This window comes from Delftia sp. (assembly GCF_059499305.1).
In genome coordinates, this window is the sequence record NZ_JCABYI010000004.1 from 578,610 (window position 1) to 592,703 (window position 14,094).

Consider the following 14,094-nt stretch of genomic DNA (forward strand, 5'->3'; position numbering starts at 1 on the left):
CCCGGCGCCAAGACCCGCTGCCAAAGGATGGAAGCCGGCTTCCATCCCAGGCCGTGCGCCCAGTTGGCGCAAGCACGACAAATGGCTTTCTCGTTGGACTAAGCTTCAAATAGTTTTTGAAAATCAAAGCCTGGCGAATGCCCATGAAAAGCCTGCAAGACCTGGATATCTTCGTGCGCACCGCAGACAGCGGCAGCCTCTCGGCCACGGCGCGTGCCCTGGACCTGACGCCGGCTGCGGCCAGCGCAGCGCTCAAGCGGCTGGAGGCAGAGCTGGGCGTGACCCTGTTCGTGCGCTCCACGCGCAGCCTGCGGCTCACGCAGGAGGGCGAGCTGTTTCTGGAGCACTGCCGCCCCGCGCTGGCCGGCCTGCGCCAGGTGCGCGACCAGTTGGCTGGCGGCCAGGCCGCTTTGCGCGGCACGCTGCAACTGGCCGCCCCCTCCGACCTGGGCCGCAACGTGCTCATGCCCTGGCTGGACGAGTTCCAGAGCCAGCATGCAGGCGTGGATCTGCGCCTGCACCTGTCCGACCGCGCGGCCAATGTCTACAGCGAGCCTGTGGACGCGGCTTTTCGCTATGGCAGGCCGCAGGATTCCAGCCTGGTGGCCTTGCCGCTGTCGGACACGCACCGCCGCGTGCTCTGCGCCGCGCCTTCCTATCTGCAGGAACGCGGCGCACCCGCCACCCCCCACCACCTGGCCGGCCATGACTGCCTGTGCTTCATGCTGGGCGAGGAAGTGCACGACCGCTGGAGCTTCTGGCCGGCAGGGCAGGGGACTGCCGTACCAGAGCCCGTCCATGTGCGGGTGCGCGGCCGCAATGTGGCCAATGACGGAGATGCCGTGCGGCGCTGGGCTGTGGCTGGGCGGGGGATTGCCTACAAGTCGTATTTCGACGTGGCCGAGGACCTGGCCCGGGGCCGCCTTCTTGCGCTGTGCACCGACTGGACGACCGAGTGCGTGCCGCTGTTCCTTGTCGCCCCCAGCCGCAGGCAGTTCACGCCGCTGGTGCGTGCGTTGCGGGATTTTGTGGCGGTGAGGCTGGCCGAGCTGGAGGCGGCACAGCCCTGAGACATCACGAAGCCCGCTTTCCCAGCTCCACAGGCCCGTGCACGTGGTGCTCCGCGCAGACCTTCCGCGAGAGCACATGGGTTTCGATCACTTCGGCGGCATTCTCGGCCGTGAGCCGCCCGTACCAGACGCCGTCCGGATAGACGATGGCCAGCGGGCCATGGGTGCAGGGGTACTGGCAGCTGGTCTGCAGCAGGCGCAGCCTGGCGCGCAGTTCGCTGCTGGCCTGCACGGCATCGCCCAGGCTTTGCCAGACGGCCACGGCGCCCAGTGCCGTGCAGCGCGGTCCCGTGCAGACCAGGGCATGGTGCTGGTGGTCCGGCACCTGGGACCAGGCCTGGGGATCGTGCTGCCATTGGTCGCCTGCGGTTTCGGCCACATCCGGGGTCTGCAGGGCTTGCCTGATCTGCGGCAGCAGCAGCGCGGGCATGGCGGCAGCGCCCAGCAGATGGTCGGCAAACCGCACCTGCACGCCCTGGTCCGGCAACTGCGAGCGCCAGCGCATGGCCAGCTTGTGCAGCCAGCGCAGCAGGGCAGGCTCGTCGGGCGAGAACAGGGGCAGCACGACGATGGAGCGCGCCGGCAGGCATTGCTGCAGCGCCTCGGGCAGCGAGGGTGCGGCCTTGTCCACGAACGATGTGACGACCTTGCAGGCCGGCTCCAGCGTCTGGCGCAAGGCATCGGCCAGTTCGATCAGGCTTTGGCGCGATGCTGCGCCCGTGCCGCCGCGGCCCAGCACGATCACGGCGTCGGGCCCGGGCGGGATGGAAGTTTCAGAGGAGTTCATCGGGAATGAAGCTGATGCGCAGCCGGCCGGTGGCGGCATGGATGTCCACCTCGGCAGCCACGCCGTAGACCTGGCCGATGGTGGCCGGGGTCAGTACCTGGGCCGGTGTGCCATGGGCAACGATGCGGCCTTGTTCCATGAGATAGAGACGGTCGCAGTAGTGGGCGGCGATGTTGAGGTCGTGCAGGGCGACGATGCTGCTGATCTGCAGGCGCCGGACCAGTGACATCAACTCCAGCTGATGGCGTATGTCCAGGTGGTTGGTGGGCTCGTCCAGCAGCATCAGCCGTGGCTGCTGGGCCAGCGCGCGGGCCACGAGCACGCGTTGCTTCTCGCCGCCGGAAAGGCTGGAAAAACGCCGCGCCTCCAGCGCCAGGGCATTCACCTGGGCCAGCGCCTGGCGCATGCAGGCGAGGTCCTCGGCGCTGTCGCCCGCCCAGGGGGACTGGTGGGGGATGCGGCCCATCATCACCGCCTCGCGCACGGTGAAATCAAAGCTCTGAGGCGCCTCCTGCGCCAGGACCGAGACCTGGGCCGCGAACTCGCGCGCCGTCATGTCCCGGATGTCGCGCTGGTCCAGCAGCACGCAGCCTGCGTCGGGCCGCAGCACGCGGTAGAGCATGCGCAGCAGGGTGGATTTGCCGCTGCCGTTGGGGCCGATGAGCCCCACGCATTCGCCGCTGTGCAGGGCAAGGCTGGCCTGATCCACGATGCGCCGGGCGTCGGCACTCCAGCACAGGTCCTGGGCTTGCAGCTTCATGGGCCGCGCCCTCCCTGCACCGGCTGGCGCACCAGCATCCAGACGAAGAAGGGCCCGCCGATCAGCGAGGTGATCACGCCCACGGGCAGTTCCATGGGCGCAAAGGCCGTGCGCGCGACAAGATCCACCAGCACCAGCAGCAGGGCGCCGGCCAGGGCGGCCACGGGCAGCACGTGCCGGTGGTCCGTGCCCACCAGCATGCGCGCGGCGTGCGGCACGATCAGCCCCACAAAGCCGATGGCGCCGCTGACCGCCACCATGGTGCCCGTCAGCAGCGACACCGCCAGGAACAGTGCGCGCCGCAGCCGTGCCGTGTCCACGCCCAGCGTGGCGGCGGCCTCGTCACCGGCCAGCAGGGCGTTGAGCTGGCGCGTCTGCAGCCCCAGCCAGAGCATTCCCGCAGCCAGCACGGCGGCGGGAATGCCCAGTTCCTCCCACTGCGTGCCGGCCAGGCTGCCCAGCGTCCAGGTCAGCAGGGCATTGGCCAGGTCACGCTGGCCCGATGACAGGGTGATCAGGCTGGTCACGCCCGCCAGCACATAGCCGATGGCCACGCCACCCAGGATCAGCCGCGTGGCATGGATGCGGCCCTGGGAGCGCGCCAGCAGGTAGACCGCCACGGTGGCCGCCAGCGCCCCAGCAAAGGCCCCGGCCGTGAGGGCGTACATGCCGGCCGAGGCCAGCGCACCGAAGGCCAGCACGGCCACGGCGCCCACCGACGCACCCGAGGACACGCCCAGCAGATAGGGATCGGCCAGCGGATTGCGCACCATGGCCTGCATGATTGCGCCCACCACGGCAAGCCCCGCGCCCACCAGGGCCGCCAGCAGCACGCGCGGCATGCGGATCAGCCAGACGATCTGCTGGTGCTGCGGCGTGATGCCCTCCAGCGGCGGCGGCTGCATGCCCAGCGCCTGCAGCAACCGGCTCCAGGCAATGCGCCAGACCGTGCCGGCCGGCATGTCCACGGGCCCCCAGGTGATGGCCAGCGTCATCACCAGCAACAGGGCCGCGAACAGCAGCAGGCACCAGGCGCGGGCAGCGCCCGGGCGGCTGTGCCAGCGGGTGCGTGCCTCAGTGCCCGGCATGGGCGGTCGCCGGCACGCGGTCGGGGTGCAGGGCCTGGGCCAGCGCGCGGGCCCGAGCGATGTTGCGCGGGCCGGGCGTGGCCTCGGCATAGGTCATCACGAAGAACCGCTTTTCGCGAATGGCATCGACGCCGGCCAGCTCGGGCTTGGCCAGCAGGAAGTCGATCTTGCCCTGGGCATGGGGCTGGCCGTAGTCGATGATGACGATCCACTGCGGGTTGCGCTGCACCACGTCCTCCCAGTTGCCTGCGGGCCAGTTGCTGGGAATGTCGTCGAAGATGTTGCGCCCGCCCGCTTCCTCGATCATGGCCTGCGGCATGCCGTAGCGGCCCACGGTCACGGGGATGTCCTGGCCGCTGTCGTAGACGAAGACCGAAGGCCGCTGCCGCACGCCCTGCATGCGCTCGCGCAGGTCCTTCAGGTCGCGCTCCAGCCCCTGCGCCAGTTGCTCGGCATGGGCGTCGATGCGGAAGATGCGGCCCAGGTTGCGCAGGTCGGTCAGGCCGTCTTCCAGCGCCACCTGGCTGCGCGGCCCCACGCGGATGCACGATTCGGACAGCACATACGAGGCAATGCCGTGGCGCTGCAGCACCTCGGGCGTGACCTGGCCCTGGCGAAAACCGTAGCTCCAGCCGCCGAAGACGAAGTCGGCCGAGGCGCCCAGGATGGCCTCCAGGTTCATCTCGCGCTCGGCCAGCCGCGGCACGCGGGCCAGCTGGGCCTGAAAGGCCGGGTCGATCTGCTTGGCCTGCGTGATACCGCTGTAGCCCACCAGCCGCTCGCCCAGGCCCAGAAAGAGAAACATCTCGGTGATGTTCACGTCATGGGTCACGGCGCGCAGCGGTGCGTTGGCGTAGGTCACGGGGCTGCCGCAGACATTGACGGTCACGGCCGCCTGCGGTGCGGCAGCCGGTGCCGGCAGTTCACTGGTGGTGCCGGAATCGCTGCGCGAGCAGCCGGCCAGCAGCAGGGTGGCCGCCAGGGCGCCAGCGCACAGGCCCTGGAGACCGTGGAGGCTTTTGGAGCGCGCCATGGCCATCAGAACCGGATATGCGCCGCGATCTCGAAGCGGCGGCCTTGCCCGACCAGGAACTGGCTGCCGTAGCTCGATCCCACATAGACTCTGTCGGCCAGGTTGCGGCCGATCAGGCTCAAGGTGGTGCGCGGGTCCACCTGCCAGCTCAGCGCGGCGTCGGCCACGGTGTAGGCGGGCAGGTTCACGGTATTGGCGTTGTTGCCAAAGCGGTCACCCACGTAGCGCAGGCCCAGCGAGGCCTGCCAGGCGCCCACGCGGTAGTGGCCCCAGAGGTTGGCCGTGGTCTTGGCCACGTTCTGCGGGCGGTTGCCGGCGCGGTTGCCGCCGGCCTCGATGAGCTTGTCGAACTGGGCGTCCACATAGGACAGGTTGCCCTCCAGGCGCAGGGCGGGCGTGGCCTGGAAGTTGGCGGTGACCTCGGCGCCGCGCGAGGACTGGCTGCCGCCCTGGATGGAGATGGCCGGGCGGTCGGGGTCGCGCGTGATGATGTCGTCCTTCTTGATGTCGAACACGGCCAGCGTCCATTCGCCGCGCCCGCCTGCCACCTGCTGCTTGATGCCGATCTCGGCCTGGTGGCCCTTGCTCAGCTTGTAAGCCGTGTTGGCCAGGTTCAGCGACACCAGGCTGTTGACGGGATCATGGCCCGAGCTGATCTGCCCATAGACATGGGTGTCGCGGGCCAGCTCATAGGTCAGGCCCAGGCGCCAGGAGGTGGCGGCCAGCGTCTTGTTGAAATCCGTGCCGCCCACCAGCGAGTGGCTGGCAAAGTCGTAGACATCGCGGCGCAGTCCGGCCATGGCCAGCCAGCGGTTGCTGATGCGCCAGGCATCCTCCAGGTACAGCGCATGCTGGGTCACGCCGGTTTCGGTCTTGGCCTTGGTGACATCGGGGCTGGCCCAGCTGCCATGCACGGGGTCCCAGGCCGAGACCGTGGACGAGCCGCCGTAGGGCGAGTTGTTGGACAGCCGCAGGTTGATGCGTGCGGCCTCCCATCCCATGGCGATCTTGTGCGATCCCCGGTCCACGTTCAGGCCCAGGCGATTGCCGGTCTGCTCCAGGTCGTGCAGGATTTCGAGGTAGTCGGAGCGGCCCACGGTCCAGGTGGCGGGGTTGAGCGCGTAGGCCTCGATGTTGCGCCAGTGGCGGTCCGACTGCACGTGGTACAGCTCGTTGCGCACCGTCAGCCAGTCATTGGCCTTCCATTGCACCTTGGCGCGCAGGCGCTCGTCGGCATAGCGCAGCACGCTGTCTTCGGCGTTGTAGTTGCGGTCGCGCAGGGACTCCACCACCTTGCCGTCCAGGCCCGGCGTGCCCCAGTAGCGGCTGGGCTTTTGCACGCTGCGGTCGGCAATCAGGTCGATCTGCAGGTCGCTCGTGGGCTCCAAGCGCAGCGTGCTCATGAACTTGCCGTTGCGCGACTGGTCCAGGTCGCGCTCGCCCGCGCTGCGCGCGGTGTAGCTGTCGATGCGGTAGCTGGCATAGGCGCCCAGGGCGCCGGTCACGCCCAGGCCCAGGCGCAGCGTGTCGTCCGTGCCCGCGCCCACCAGCACCTCGGCCGAGCTGGTGCGGCTGGGCTGCTTGCGGATGGCGTTGACGGTGGCGCCCATGGTGCCGCTGCCATACATCAGCGAGGCCGGGCCGCGCAGCACGTCGATGCGCTCGTAGCCCCAGCTGTCCCCGGGATAGGCCGTGGTGCCGGCGGCCACGCCCAGCACCATGCCGTCTTCGGCCACGCCCACGGAGTTCACGCCCGCAAAACCACGGCTGCTGAAGGACAGGCCGCCGTTGCCCGGCGTGCTGCTGGAGGTCAGGCCCACGGTGCGCGTGACGGCGTCCACCAGGGCGTAGTCGCCGCGCTCCTGCATCTGCTCGGCAGAAACACCATCCACGCTGGCAGGCACTTCCTGGTTGGAGACGCCGGTATGGCTGGCCGAGCGCGCAGGCTGGGCCAGTTGCTGGCCGATGCGTTCGGCCTGGCCGGTGACCTGCACTTCGGGCAGGACAGTCTGTGCCTGCACAGGAGCGGACAGGAAGGCGCAGGCCAGGGCCAGCGGGCTCAGCCGAAGGCAAAGGGAATCGGCAGCACGGGTGCTGGGAACGCAGGAAAGGGAGGAATGCATTTCGAACATCGGTCTTCGACCGCCTGATGCGAAAGCAAGGCACTGCCGCCTCTCCAGCCAGCGTGCAAGGATAGGGTGCAGGACATTGCCATCCGCACCCCGCAGACAGTCAAGAAAGCGCCCGCTCAGCGGGCGCGAAACGCAGCAGGCCGGTCTCCGGGCTCACAAGCGGCGCAAGGACATGCCTTGCGCCCAGCGCCCCGTCTTCCCAATCCACCCGCGAAAAGCTGCATGTTGCAGACCACGCCATGGACCAGTGACAGCCTGTCATCGCCCCTCCGCAGGGTTGCGGAGTCTGGCGGGACAGGCATGGAGCGCCTTGACTTGTTTACCGTTGCGGGGGCAGCCAAGGCCTGTGCCGGCAGCGCAAAAAGCATTTGCTGGCAGTCACCTTGTTCCCGTTTCATCCCCATGGCTGGCATGTGGACACCTGTTGCACGGATGCCTTTGCAGGCGCGGCATTATAGCCAGCGGCCCGCGTCGGTAGCCTGCGGCGCGTCGTGCAGCAGCAGTTCCAGCCCCAGGCGCCCGCCCCGGTGAACGCGGCTGATGGCATGGCGCAGGTGCACGCGGTAAAAGCCTGCCGCACCGGGCACCGGGCGCGGCCCCGTGGCGATGATGGCCGCATCCCCCAGGCCCAGCGGCAGCACCATGGGGCGCGATTGCATGCGCGGGCGCTGCTCGGTCATCACGAACTCGCCGCCCTCGAAGTCCTGGCCCGGCCGGGACAGCAGCAGCACCAGCTGCAGCGGGAACACCGCTGCACCTTCGCTGTATGAGCGCAGCGGCGCATGGCCCGCCTGCGCCACATGCAGCAGGTGCGACTGCGGATGCATCTGGCCGCGCTGGCGGCCCAGCTTCCCGAAGGCCTCGAACGAGGCGGGCAGGGCAGGCTGCATGTCCATTTGGGCACGCCAGCGATTGGCAATGGCAAGCAGGTGCCGGTACAGTACCGGGCGCCATGTGTCGAGGGAGGGCGGCAGGCCATTGCGCATGGCCGCCTCGCCGGCCAGGGAGCGGCTTTCATCCGCATTCAGCAGCCGTGGCAGCAGGCAATGGCCCTCTGCATCGAGCTGGGTGGCAATGCGGCCCCAGTCCAGGCCGGCGAAGCGATCACTGCTGTTCAGCCCATCCATTTCGACCCCTCCATTCAACCCGCCTTGCGAAAAGTGAGATTGATGCGCCGCCCGCCCAGCAGCGGGTGAGGCTGGTCCTTGAGCGGCAACACGCCGTGGTGGCGCAGCCGATCCACGCCGCCCCAGACCACCACGTCGCCATGCTGCAACAACACCCTGGCCGTCCTGTCCGCGCGCGCAAGCCCTCCAAACAGAAATGTGGCCGGCATGCCCAGTGACACCGAGACGATGGGCGCGACAAGGTCACGCTCGTCGCGGTCCTGGTGCAGGGACAGGCGGCTGCCGGGCAGGTACTGGTTGATCAGGCAGGCGTCGGGCGCGAAGCCCTCGAAGCCCGCAGCGGCGGCCGCTTCGCCCGCCAGCTGCGCAAACACGGCCGGCATGGCGGGCCAGGGCTGGCCGCTGACCGGGTCGATGGCGCTGTAGCGGTAGCCGCGCCTGTCGCTGGTCCAGCCCAGCGTGCCGCAGTTGGTCATGGCCACCGACATGGTGAAGCCGCCCGGCGTGACCAGATGGCGCAGCGGCGCCTGGGCCATGACGCCGTCCACCGCAGCCAGCAGTGGCGCCGCATGGGGCAGGGCATGGCCGCGCAGCACCACGGACTGGGGACCAATGGGTTCGATGCCCATGGGAGGTTCATCGGCAAAAAGATCCAGCGTGCTCATACCGGCCGTCCATCAAAGTGCGTCATATCAGAGTGCGTCATGAAAGATCAGCCCCACGGTATGGCGATGGCCGCTTCGGACGCGGCTGACGCCATGGCGCATGGCCGCGCGGCGGTAGCCTGAGCGCCGCCCCGGCACGGGCCGGTGGCGCACGGCCAGGACCAGCGCATCGCCCTGGTCCAGCGCCATCACATCGGCCCGTTGCCGGTCGCCATCGGCCTGGGTGATGACGAATTCCCCGCCCGCAAAGTCCTGCCCCGGCCGCGACAGCAGCAACACCACCTGCAGCGGAAACACATGCTCTCCATAGACATCCTGGTGCAGGCAGTTGTAGTCGCCCTCGCCGTATTGGAGGATCAGCGGCGTGGGCCGCAACTGCCCGTGCGCGTGGCAGCGCGCCAGGAAGTCCTGCAGCCGGTCCGGATAGCGCACATCCAGCCCCATGCGCTGGTTCCAGCGGTTGGCCACCGGCACCAGGCGGGAATACAGCTGTTCGCGCAGCCGCTGCAGCAGAGGTGGCAAGGGGTAGTCGAAATACCGGTATTCGCCACGCCCGAAACCGTGACGGGCCATGACGATGCGGGAGCGAAAACCGTCTTCCCTGGTGTAGAGGGCCGCCAGGTCACGGCATTGCTGCGCGTCCAGCAGGCCGGGTAGCCGTGCACAGCCGTGCTCGTCGAGCTGGTGCTCCATCTGCGTCCATTGGCAGGGCGGGGCAGATTCGCAAGCTTCGTTGTCGAAAAGGCGGAGGTTGTGCATGGCGGGCGCGGTTGGCGGTATGGGCGCTGTGGGCAATTGCCGCAGTCTAGGGCGCCGCCGCAGCGCCTGCATCCCGCTTCTTGCAGTGGACAGAATGTCAACCGGCGGCAGCGCCTGCCAGCCGCGTGCTGGACAGGCCTGGGAGGGCCGGCTGGCAGCTGCAATTGAACAATCGCGGCATTCCTGCAAACGCCTCAGGCCCGCCATGTCCAGCAACGTCCATCACCTCTATCTTTTCTTCGATACGCCCCTGCAGCTGCGCCGCGTGCAACTGATCTGCCAGTACCTGGCCCGGCAGTCCTGGGAGCAGGCCGAGCGCTGGATCCATGAGCTGGACCCCGCCCTGGACCGGTCCGCGCTGTGGGATGACGACTGGGCCAATGCCAGCGCCCTGGGCCATCCCCAGCATCTGGAGCTGGGCTTCGACACCCGCACCACGGCCGGCATGCCCTGGCGGCTGCTGGAGACCTTGTTCCAGCACGGCCTGCAGGCGGCGGTGCTGCATGTCTTCTATGACCAGGTGGGAGAGAGCGAGCGCTATCACTTCGATGCCGGCCAATGGGTCAGCCACCATGCCTGGCTGGCCCGCTACCCGGAGCGCCAGGTGCTGGTCGATCCCGACGCAGAGGTCTATCCGCGCCCGGGGCAGGAAGAGGGCAACGATGGCACCTCACTCAGCAATCCTGCCCAGCCCATGGCCATCAGGCAACTGCGCGAGCGTGACCAGGAGCGGGATCGCCAGGCCCAGGAGTCCGTGCAGGCCCTGCTGGAGACCATGGCCAGCCTGCGCAAGAGCGGCGTGTCGCCGGTGGACGGCATCGCGGGCCTGTTCATGCTGCGGGCAGGCTTTCGCGGACTGTGCGAGGCCGTCGCCTTCACCGTCGTTGCCGCCCTGGCTTTCAGAGGCAAGGGCCTGTGGCTCTGGCTGGCCCTGGGATTGGTACTGGCGGTCGTGCTGCCGCTGTACCGGATGGCCAGTGCGCGGCGGGAGTTTGCGGGGCAGGGCGGCAGCGAACCGGCATCCTGAGACAATCCGCGCTCGGCAGAATGAAACAAATTGCACAAGATCCGGCAAAGTCCCAGGAGAGGGTGAACAGGATGTGGATACCGACCGTCGTCACGGCAGGATGGACATGCGCCATCAGGCGCCGTCTTTTTGAGCAGGGCCAACGCTGATGCAGCCCACCGCAATCGAGCAGGGCCCCGCCGTGGCCGCAGGCGTTCACGAGGATTTCGGCCATCTTCTGGGTCTGTACATGCGCCGCATCCGTGCCAGCGCTTCGGGGGTGGCCACCGAGATCGGGCTGAGCCGGGAAGCCGTCAACAACTGGAGGAATGGGGTTTCCCTGCCCAATCCGCGCTCGCGCGACCGGCTGGCCGCCTGCGCCCAGTATCTGCGGCTGACGGAGGCGGAGACCAATCGCCTGTTCTCCGCCGCCGGCTTTGCCACGCAGTTCCCGCTGCAGGCGCCAGCCGCTGGCGCCCAGCCTTTTGCCGGCTTCATGGACCGGCTTTTTGCCCAGCTGGCCCAGGCCTCGCCCTATGCCATCACCATGCTGCTGTCTCCCGCGCACTGGGGGCAGCCCCCGTTCCGCCAGGAATTGCTGCTGCGTGCCCGCGCCCAGTACGGCGCCGAGGCGGTACTGCACATCCAGCCGCCGTACAGCGTGAGCACGGTCCCGGCCGACTACTTTGCGGCCCTGGGCCGGCAGTGCGGGCTGGGCGAGGTAGGCTCGGACTATGAATTCGAGGCCCTGCTGGAAAAGCGCCTGCTGGCAGGCGGCCGCCTGTTCTGCCTGGTCAGCCGTTTCGAGCAAGGCACGGCCGCACTGCGCGAGACGCTGGCCGGCATCCTGCGCAGCCTCAGCGAAATGCACAGCGGCCGCCTGCACCTGCTGCTGTGCGGCAGCGAGGCGCTGGCCGACCTCAAGTACCGCAGCGGCGACCTGTCCCTGCTCAACATCGGCCAGGTGGCACACTGGCCCGATCCCACGCTGGAAGACTTGGCCCTGATGGCGCGCCAGCGCTGGCCGGCAACAGCCTGGCCGGCCGAGGTCATCGAGGCGCTGCAGGCCCTGACGGGCGGGCATCCCGCGCTCTTCGAGGAAGCGCTGCAGTGGCTGGTGGAGCAGGGTGTGGGCATCGCTGCCGTGCACTCGCCACTGCTGCGCGCCCATCTGGTGGCCAGTGCGCGCCTGTGGCAGACCCTGCTGCCCCTGGCGCAGGAGCCGGCCGCACGCGATCAATTGCGAAGCCTGGTGGATGCGGCATCGCTGGGCCGTGCGCGGCCTTATCTGCAGGATGCCGTGCTGCGGCGCCTGTTCTGGGGCAACCTGCTGCAGGTGCGCGGAGCGGGCGAGGGCGCCCACCTGCACTGGCGCTGCGACATCGCCCGCGAAGCCGCAATGGCAGTGCTGCAGGCATGAGCGGTCCGGCCCGCCTTCTGCAGCTGCCCCGATCCTATTGGCGCGCCGCGCTGCTGGCCTTGTTCACGCTGTTCATAGGCACCGCCATACTTTTGCCCCGCTACAACCCCGTTACCCGCGGCAGCCTGCAGGGCGCGGAAAGTTCAGGGCGGGTCTGGAACGAAATCATCCTGTGGCGCCTGGCCCTGATGGAGCATGTGCGCCAGCATGAAAGCTGGCCGCAGGACATCGCCAGCGTGGCACCGGAGATTGCCGAGCCCCGCGTGCGCATGAGTTCGCCCAGGCCCTTCGTGCTGCAGGCGGACATCGTGCGCGACAGCCAGATGGGCGTGCTCTCAGGAACCCAGGTCCTGCTGCAGCTGAACATGTCCAGCCAGGACTGGAGCTGCCAGGGCGGCCAGCCACCCACCCCGCCACGCTATCTGCCGCTGAACTGCAGCCCCTCGCCAGGCCAGCCAGAGCACGAGCCCTTTGGCTGGCTGCGCAACATCATCTGGACCTGCGCCCTGGTCTTTGGCGGCCTGGCCCTGCTGTGGCTGGTCCGCCATCCGCTGATAGGCCCGGCGCAGCTCAAGCCCGGGCGCCTGCGCCGCAAGCCGTATCAGCATCTTCCCCAGCTGGACCGGCTGCTGCGGCTCACCGGCCGGCGGTCCGCCGTGCTGCGCGCCGCAGGCATACGCCCGCCCGACTGGCAGCGTGCCCTGCGCCTTGCCGGTGCCAGCCCCGCCGCCCGCGTGCGCGCCCTGGCCGAACGACTGTCGGCCACCTGCAAAACCGCCGAGGGCGAATGGCCCGTGCCCGGTGGCATGTTCGAATGGACGCTGCCGCCGGACCTGCCCATCGCCCTGGGCCGCTGCCTGGTCTATGCGCTGCCAGAGCAACTGGAAGAACTGGAAGAGGGCGAACTCGTGCGCCAGCTGCGCCTGCTGCAGACCGGCGGCGATGTGGTGCTCATCGTGAGCCCGCACCATCCGCAGTCGCCCATGCCGCTGCTGCAGCGCCATGCCGAGGACCGCGCCAATCTGCACGCAGTGCTGGACAGCCCCGGTCAGACCGAATGGCTGATGGGCGGCGAGCCCGCGCAGGTGCTGCTGCGGCTGCTGGCCGCGCAGCTGCAGGTCACGCGCATCTCGCCCTACCAGACGCGCGGCGGCGTGACGCGCGAGGACGTGTTCTTCGGCCGCGAGCGCCTGCTGGCGCGCGTACTCAACCGCGAACCGGCCAACTACCTGGTCGTGGGAGGGCGCCAGCTCGGCAAAAGCAGCCTGCTCAAGGCCGTGCAACGGCGCCTGCAGGAGCATCCGTCCATTGCCTGCCACTACCTCTCGCTGCGCGACCACCGCCTTACGCCGCGCCTGGCCACCCAGTTCGGCCTGCCCGTGGAGACACCGCTGGAGGCCATCATCGAACACCTGCAGTCGCAATCGCAGGGCAGGCGGCTGTACCTGCTGATCGACGAGGCCGACCTGTTCTTCCGCGATGAGGCCCGCAACGGCTATCCCCAGCTCAGCGCCTTGCGCGCGCTCAGCGAGGAGGGCCGTTGCTGGTTCATGCTGGCTGGATTCTGGGATCTCTATGCGGCCGCGTTGCTCGACTACCAGTCGCCGCTGCGCAACTTCGGCGACATCCTGGCCATCGGTGGCCTGGAGCCGTCCGCCTGCCAGGCACTGGCCACCGAGCCGCTGCGCAGGCTGCGCGTGGGCTACGCCAACGACGCGCTGGCCGAACGCCTGATCGAGGCCAGCGGCAGGCGGGCCAATCTGGTCGCCATCCTCTGCCAGGAATGCCTGCAAGCCCTGGGGCCCGACGAACGCGTGATCGAAGAGCGCCACCTGCGCCAGGCGCTGGAATCCCAGCCCGTACAGGATGCGCTGGTCGGCTGGGGCCGCCTGAGCACCGACGAACAGGCCTGCCGCCTGGACCGCATCGCCGTCTATCACACGGCCCAGCAAGGTCACACCAGCCTGACCGCGCTCGACGCCCTGGTCCAGGCCCACGGCGCCACCGGCCAGGCCCAGGCCTTGCGCCGATCCCTGGCCCGCCTGCAACTGGCCTACGTCCTGCGCCGCGATGAAACCCACGGCGTGCACGACGCACGCTACGTCTTCACCATCCCGCTGCTGCAACGCCAGTTCGAACCGCAGGAGACGGAGTTGTTGTTGAGGCAGGAACTGGAGAGCCTGGGAAGAGGGTTGAACAGCTGAAAAAAGAGGCGGAAGACAGGCAGGCCTGGTGCAGGAAGAGTGC

General features: G+C 68.8%; 12 protein-coding genes and 1 riboswitch. Of the genes, 4 read left to right on the forward strand and 8 right to left on the reverse strand.

The features are described from left to right. The first annotated feature begins 143 nt into the window (after positions 1 to 143). Entirely contained in the window at positions 144 to 1,070 is a 927-nt protein-coding gene (locus tag AC5I49_RS04465; RefSeq protein ID WP_205626935.1) for a LysR family transcriptional regulator, read from the forward strand. A gap of 4 nt (positions 1,071 to 1,074) precedes the next feature. Here the strand turns inward: AC5I49_RS04465 and AC5I49_RS04470 are convergent, their stop codons facing one another. The 8 genes from AC5I49_RS04470 to AC5I49_RS04505 form a co-directional block, all read right to left on the reverse strand. Next, positions 1,075 to 1,857 (reverse strand): CbiX/SirB N-terminal domain-containing protein, encoded by a 783-nt coding sequence (locus tag AC5I49_RS04470; RefSeq protein ID WP_495788895.1) that lies wholly within the window; start codon positions 1,855 to 1,857, stop codon positions 1,075 to 1,077. Continuing rightward, positions 1,844 to 2,617, reverse strand: coding sequence for an ABC transporter ATP-binding protein (locus AC5I49_RS04475; RefSeq protein WP_495788896.1), 774 nt, complete (start codon positions 2,615 to 2,617; stop codon positions 1,844 to 1,846). Before AC5I49_RS04475 ends, AC5I49_RS04470 begins: the two co-directional genes overlap by 14 nt. After that, positions 2,614 to 3,705 carry a FecCD family ABC transporter permease gene (locus AC5I49_RS04480; protein ID WP_495788897.1) on the reverse strand — a complete coding sequence of 364 codons (1,092 nt, stop codon included), beginning with the start codon at positions 3,703 to 3,705 and terminating at the stop codon, positions 2,614 to 2,616. The genes AC5I49_RS04475 and AC5I49_RS04480 overlap by 4 nt, the downstream gene beginning before the upstream one ends. Then, the gene (locus AC5I49_RS04485) at positions 3,692 to 4,744 is read right to left on the reverse strand and encodes an ABC transporter substrate-binding protein (RefSeq protein WP_392414112.1); all 1,053 of its coding nucleotides are present in this window, start codon (positions 4,742 to 4,744) and stop codon (positions 3,692 to 3,694) included. Before AC5I49_RS04485 ends, AC5I49_RS04480 begins: the two co-directional genes overlap by 14 nt. After that, a complete protein-coding gene (locus tag AC5I49_RS04490; RefSeq protein WP_495788898.1) occupies positions 4,744 to 6,870 on the reverse strand; it encodes a TonB-dependent receptor in 2,127 nt (708 codons plus the stop codon). Before AC5I49_RS04490 ends, AC5I49_RS04485 begins: the two co-directional genes overlap by 1 nt. 121 nt (positions 6,871 to 6,991) lie before the next feature. Then, positions 6,992 to 7,310: riboswitch (cobalamin riboswitch) on the reverse strand. Positions 7,311 to 7,322: 12 nt separating this feature from the next. Continuing rightward, positions 7,323 to 7,997 (reverse strand): 2OG-Fe(II) oxygenase, encoded by a 675-nt coding sequence (locus tag AC5I49_RS04495; RefSeq protein ID WP_495788899.1) that lies wholly within the window; start codon positions 7,995 to 7,997, stop codon positions 7,323 to 7,325. Positions 7,998 to 8,011: 14 nt separating this feature from the next. Further along, complete coding sequence (gene alkB / locus AC5I49_RS04500) at positions 8,012 to 8,662, reverse strand: DNA oxidative demethylase AlkB (RefSeq protein WP_277848435.1); 651 nt, start codon at positions 8,660 to 8,662, stop codon at positions 8,012 to 8,014. Positions 8,663 to 8,689: 27 nt separating this feature from the next. Beyond that, the gene (locus AC5I49_RS04505; protein ID WP_016453410.1) at positions 8,690 to 9,421 is read right to left on the reverse strand and encodes a 2OG-Fe(II) oxygenase; all 732 of its coding nucleotides are present in this window, start codon (positions 9,419 to 9,421) and stop codon (positions 8,690 to 8,692) included. 205 nt (positions 9,422 to 9,626) lie between these two features. On the opposite strand from AC5I49_RS04505, the gene AC5I49_RS04510 reads away from it, so the two are divergent. From AC5I49_RS04510 to AC5I49_RS04520, 3 genes are all read left to right on the forward strand, one after another. Next, positions 9,627 to 10,448 (forward strand): hypothetical protein, encoded by an 822-nt coding sequence (locus AC5I49_RS04510; RefSeq protein ID WP_046238554.1) that lies wholly within the window; start codon positions 9,627 to 9,629, stop codon positions 10,446 to 10,448. A gap of 148 nt (positions 10,449 to 10,596) precedes the next feature. Further along, positions 10,597 to 11,847 (forward strand): hypothetical protein, encoded by a 1,251-nt coding sequence (locus AC5I49_RS04515; RefSeq protein WP_495788900.1) that lies wholly within the window; start codon positions 10,597 to 10,599, stop codon positions 11,845 to 11,847. After that, positions 11,844 to 14,051, forward strand: coding sequence for an AAA family ATPase (locus tag AC5I49_RS04520; RefSeq protein ID WP_495788901.1), 2,208 nt, complete (start codon positions 11,844 to 11,846; stop codon positions 14,049 to 14,051). Before AC5I49_RS04515 ends, AC5I49_RS04520 begins: the two co-directional genes overlap by 4 nt. Positions 14,052 to 14,094 lie beyond the last annotated feature (43 nt).

Excerpts from the sequence above, each read along its gene's own strand:
- AC5I49_RS04465 (WP_205626935.1), top strand. The coding sequence starts at position 144 with ATGAAAAGCCTGCAAGACCTGGATATCTTCGTGCGCACCGCAGACAGC.
- AC5I49_RS04470 (WP_495788895.1), bottom strand. The coding sequence starts at position 1,857 with ATGAACTCCTCTGAAACTTCCATCCCGCCCGGGCCCGACGCCGTGATC.
- AC5I49_RS04475 (WP_495788896.1), bottom strand. The coding sequence starts at position 2,617 with ATGAAGCTGCAAGCCCAGGACCTGTGCTGGAGTGCCGACGCCCGGCGC.
- AC5I49_RS04480 (WP_495788897.1), bottom strand. The coding sequence starts at position 3,705 with ATGCCGGGCACTGAGGCACGCACCCGCTGGCACAGCCGCCCGGGCGCT.
- AC5I49_RS04485 (WP_392414112.1), bottom strand. The coding sequence starts at position 4,744 with ATGGCCATGGCGCGCTCCAAAAGCCTCCACGGTCTCCAGGGCCTGTGC.
- AC5I49_RS04490 (WP_495788898.1), bottom strand. The coding sequence starts at position 6,870 with ATGTTCGAAATGCATTCCTCCCTTTCCTGCGTTCCCAGCACCCGTGCT.
- AC5I49_RS04495 (WP_495788899.1), bottom strand. The coding sequence starts at position 7,997 with ATGGATGGGCTGAACAGCAGTGATCGCTTCGCCGGCCTGGACTGGGGC.
- alkB (WP_277848435.1), bottom strand. The coding sequence starts at position 8,662 with ATGAGCACGCTGGATCTTTTTGCCGATGAACCTCCCATGGGCATCGAA.
- AC5I49_RS04505 (WP_016453410.1), bottom strand. The coding sequence starts at position 9,421 with ATGCACAACCTCCGCCTTTTCGACAACGAAGCTTGCGAATCTGCCCCG.
- AC5I49_RS04510 (WP_046238554.1), top strand. The coding sequence starts at position 9,627 with ATGTCCAGCAACGTCCATCACCTCTATCTTTTCTTCGATACGCCCCTG.
- AC5I49_RS04515 (WP_495788900.1), top strand. The coding sequence starts at position 10,597 with ATGCAGCCCACCGCAATCGAGCAGGGCCCCGCCGTGGCCGCAGGCGTT.
- AC5I49_RS04520 (WP_495788901.1), top strand. The coding sequence starts at position 11,844 with ATGAGCGGTCCGGCCCGCCTTCTGCAGCTGCCCCGATCCTATTGGCGC.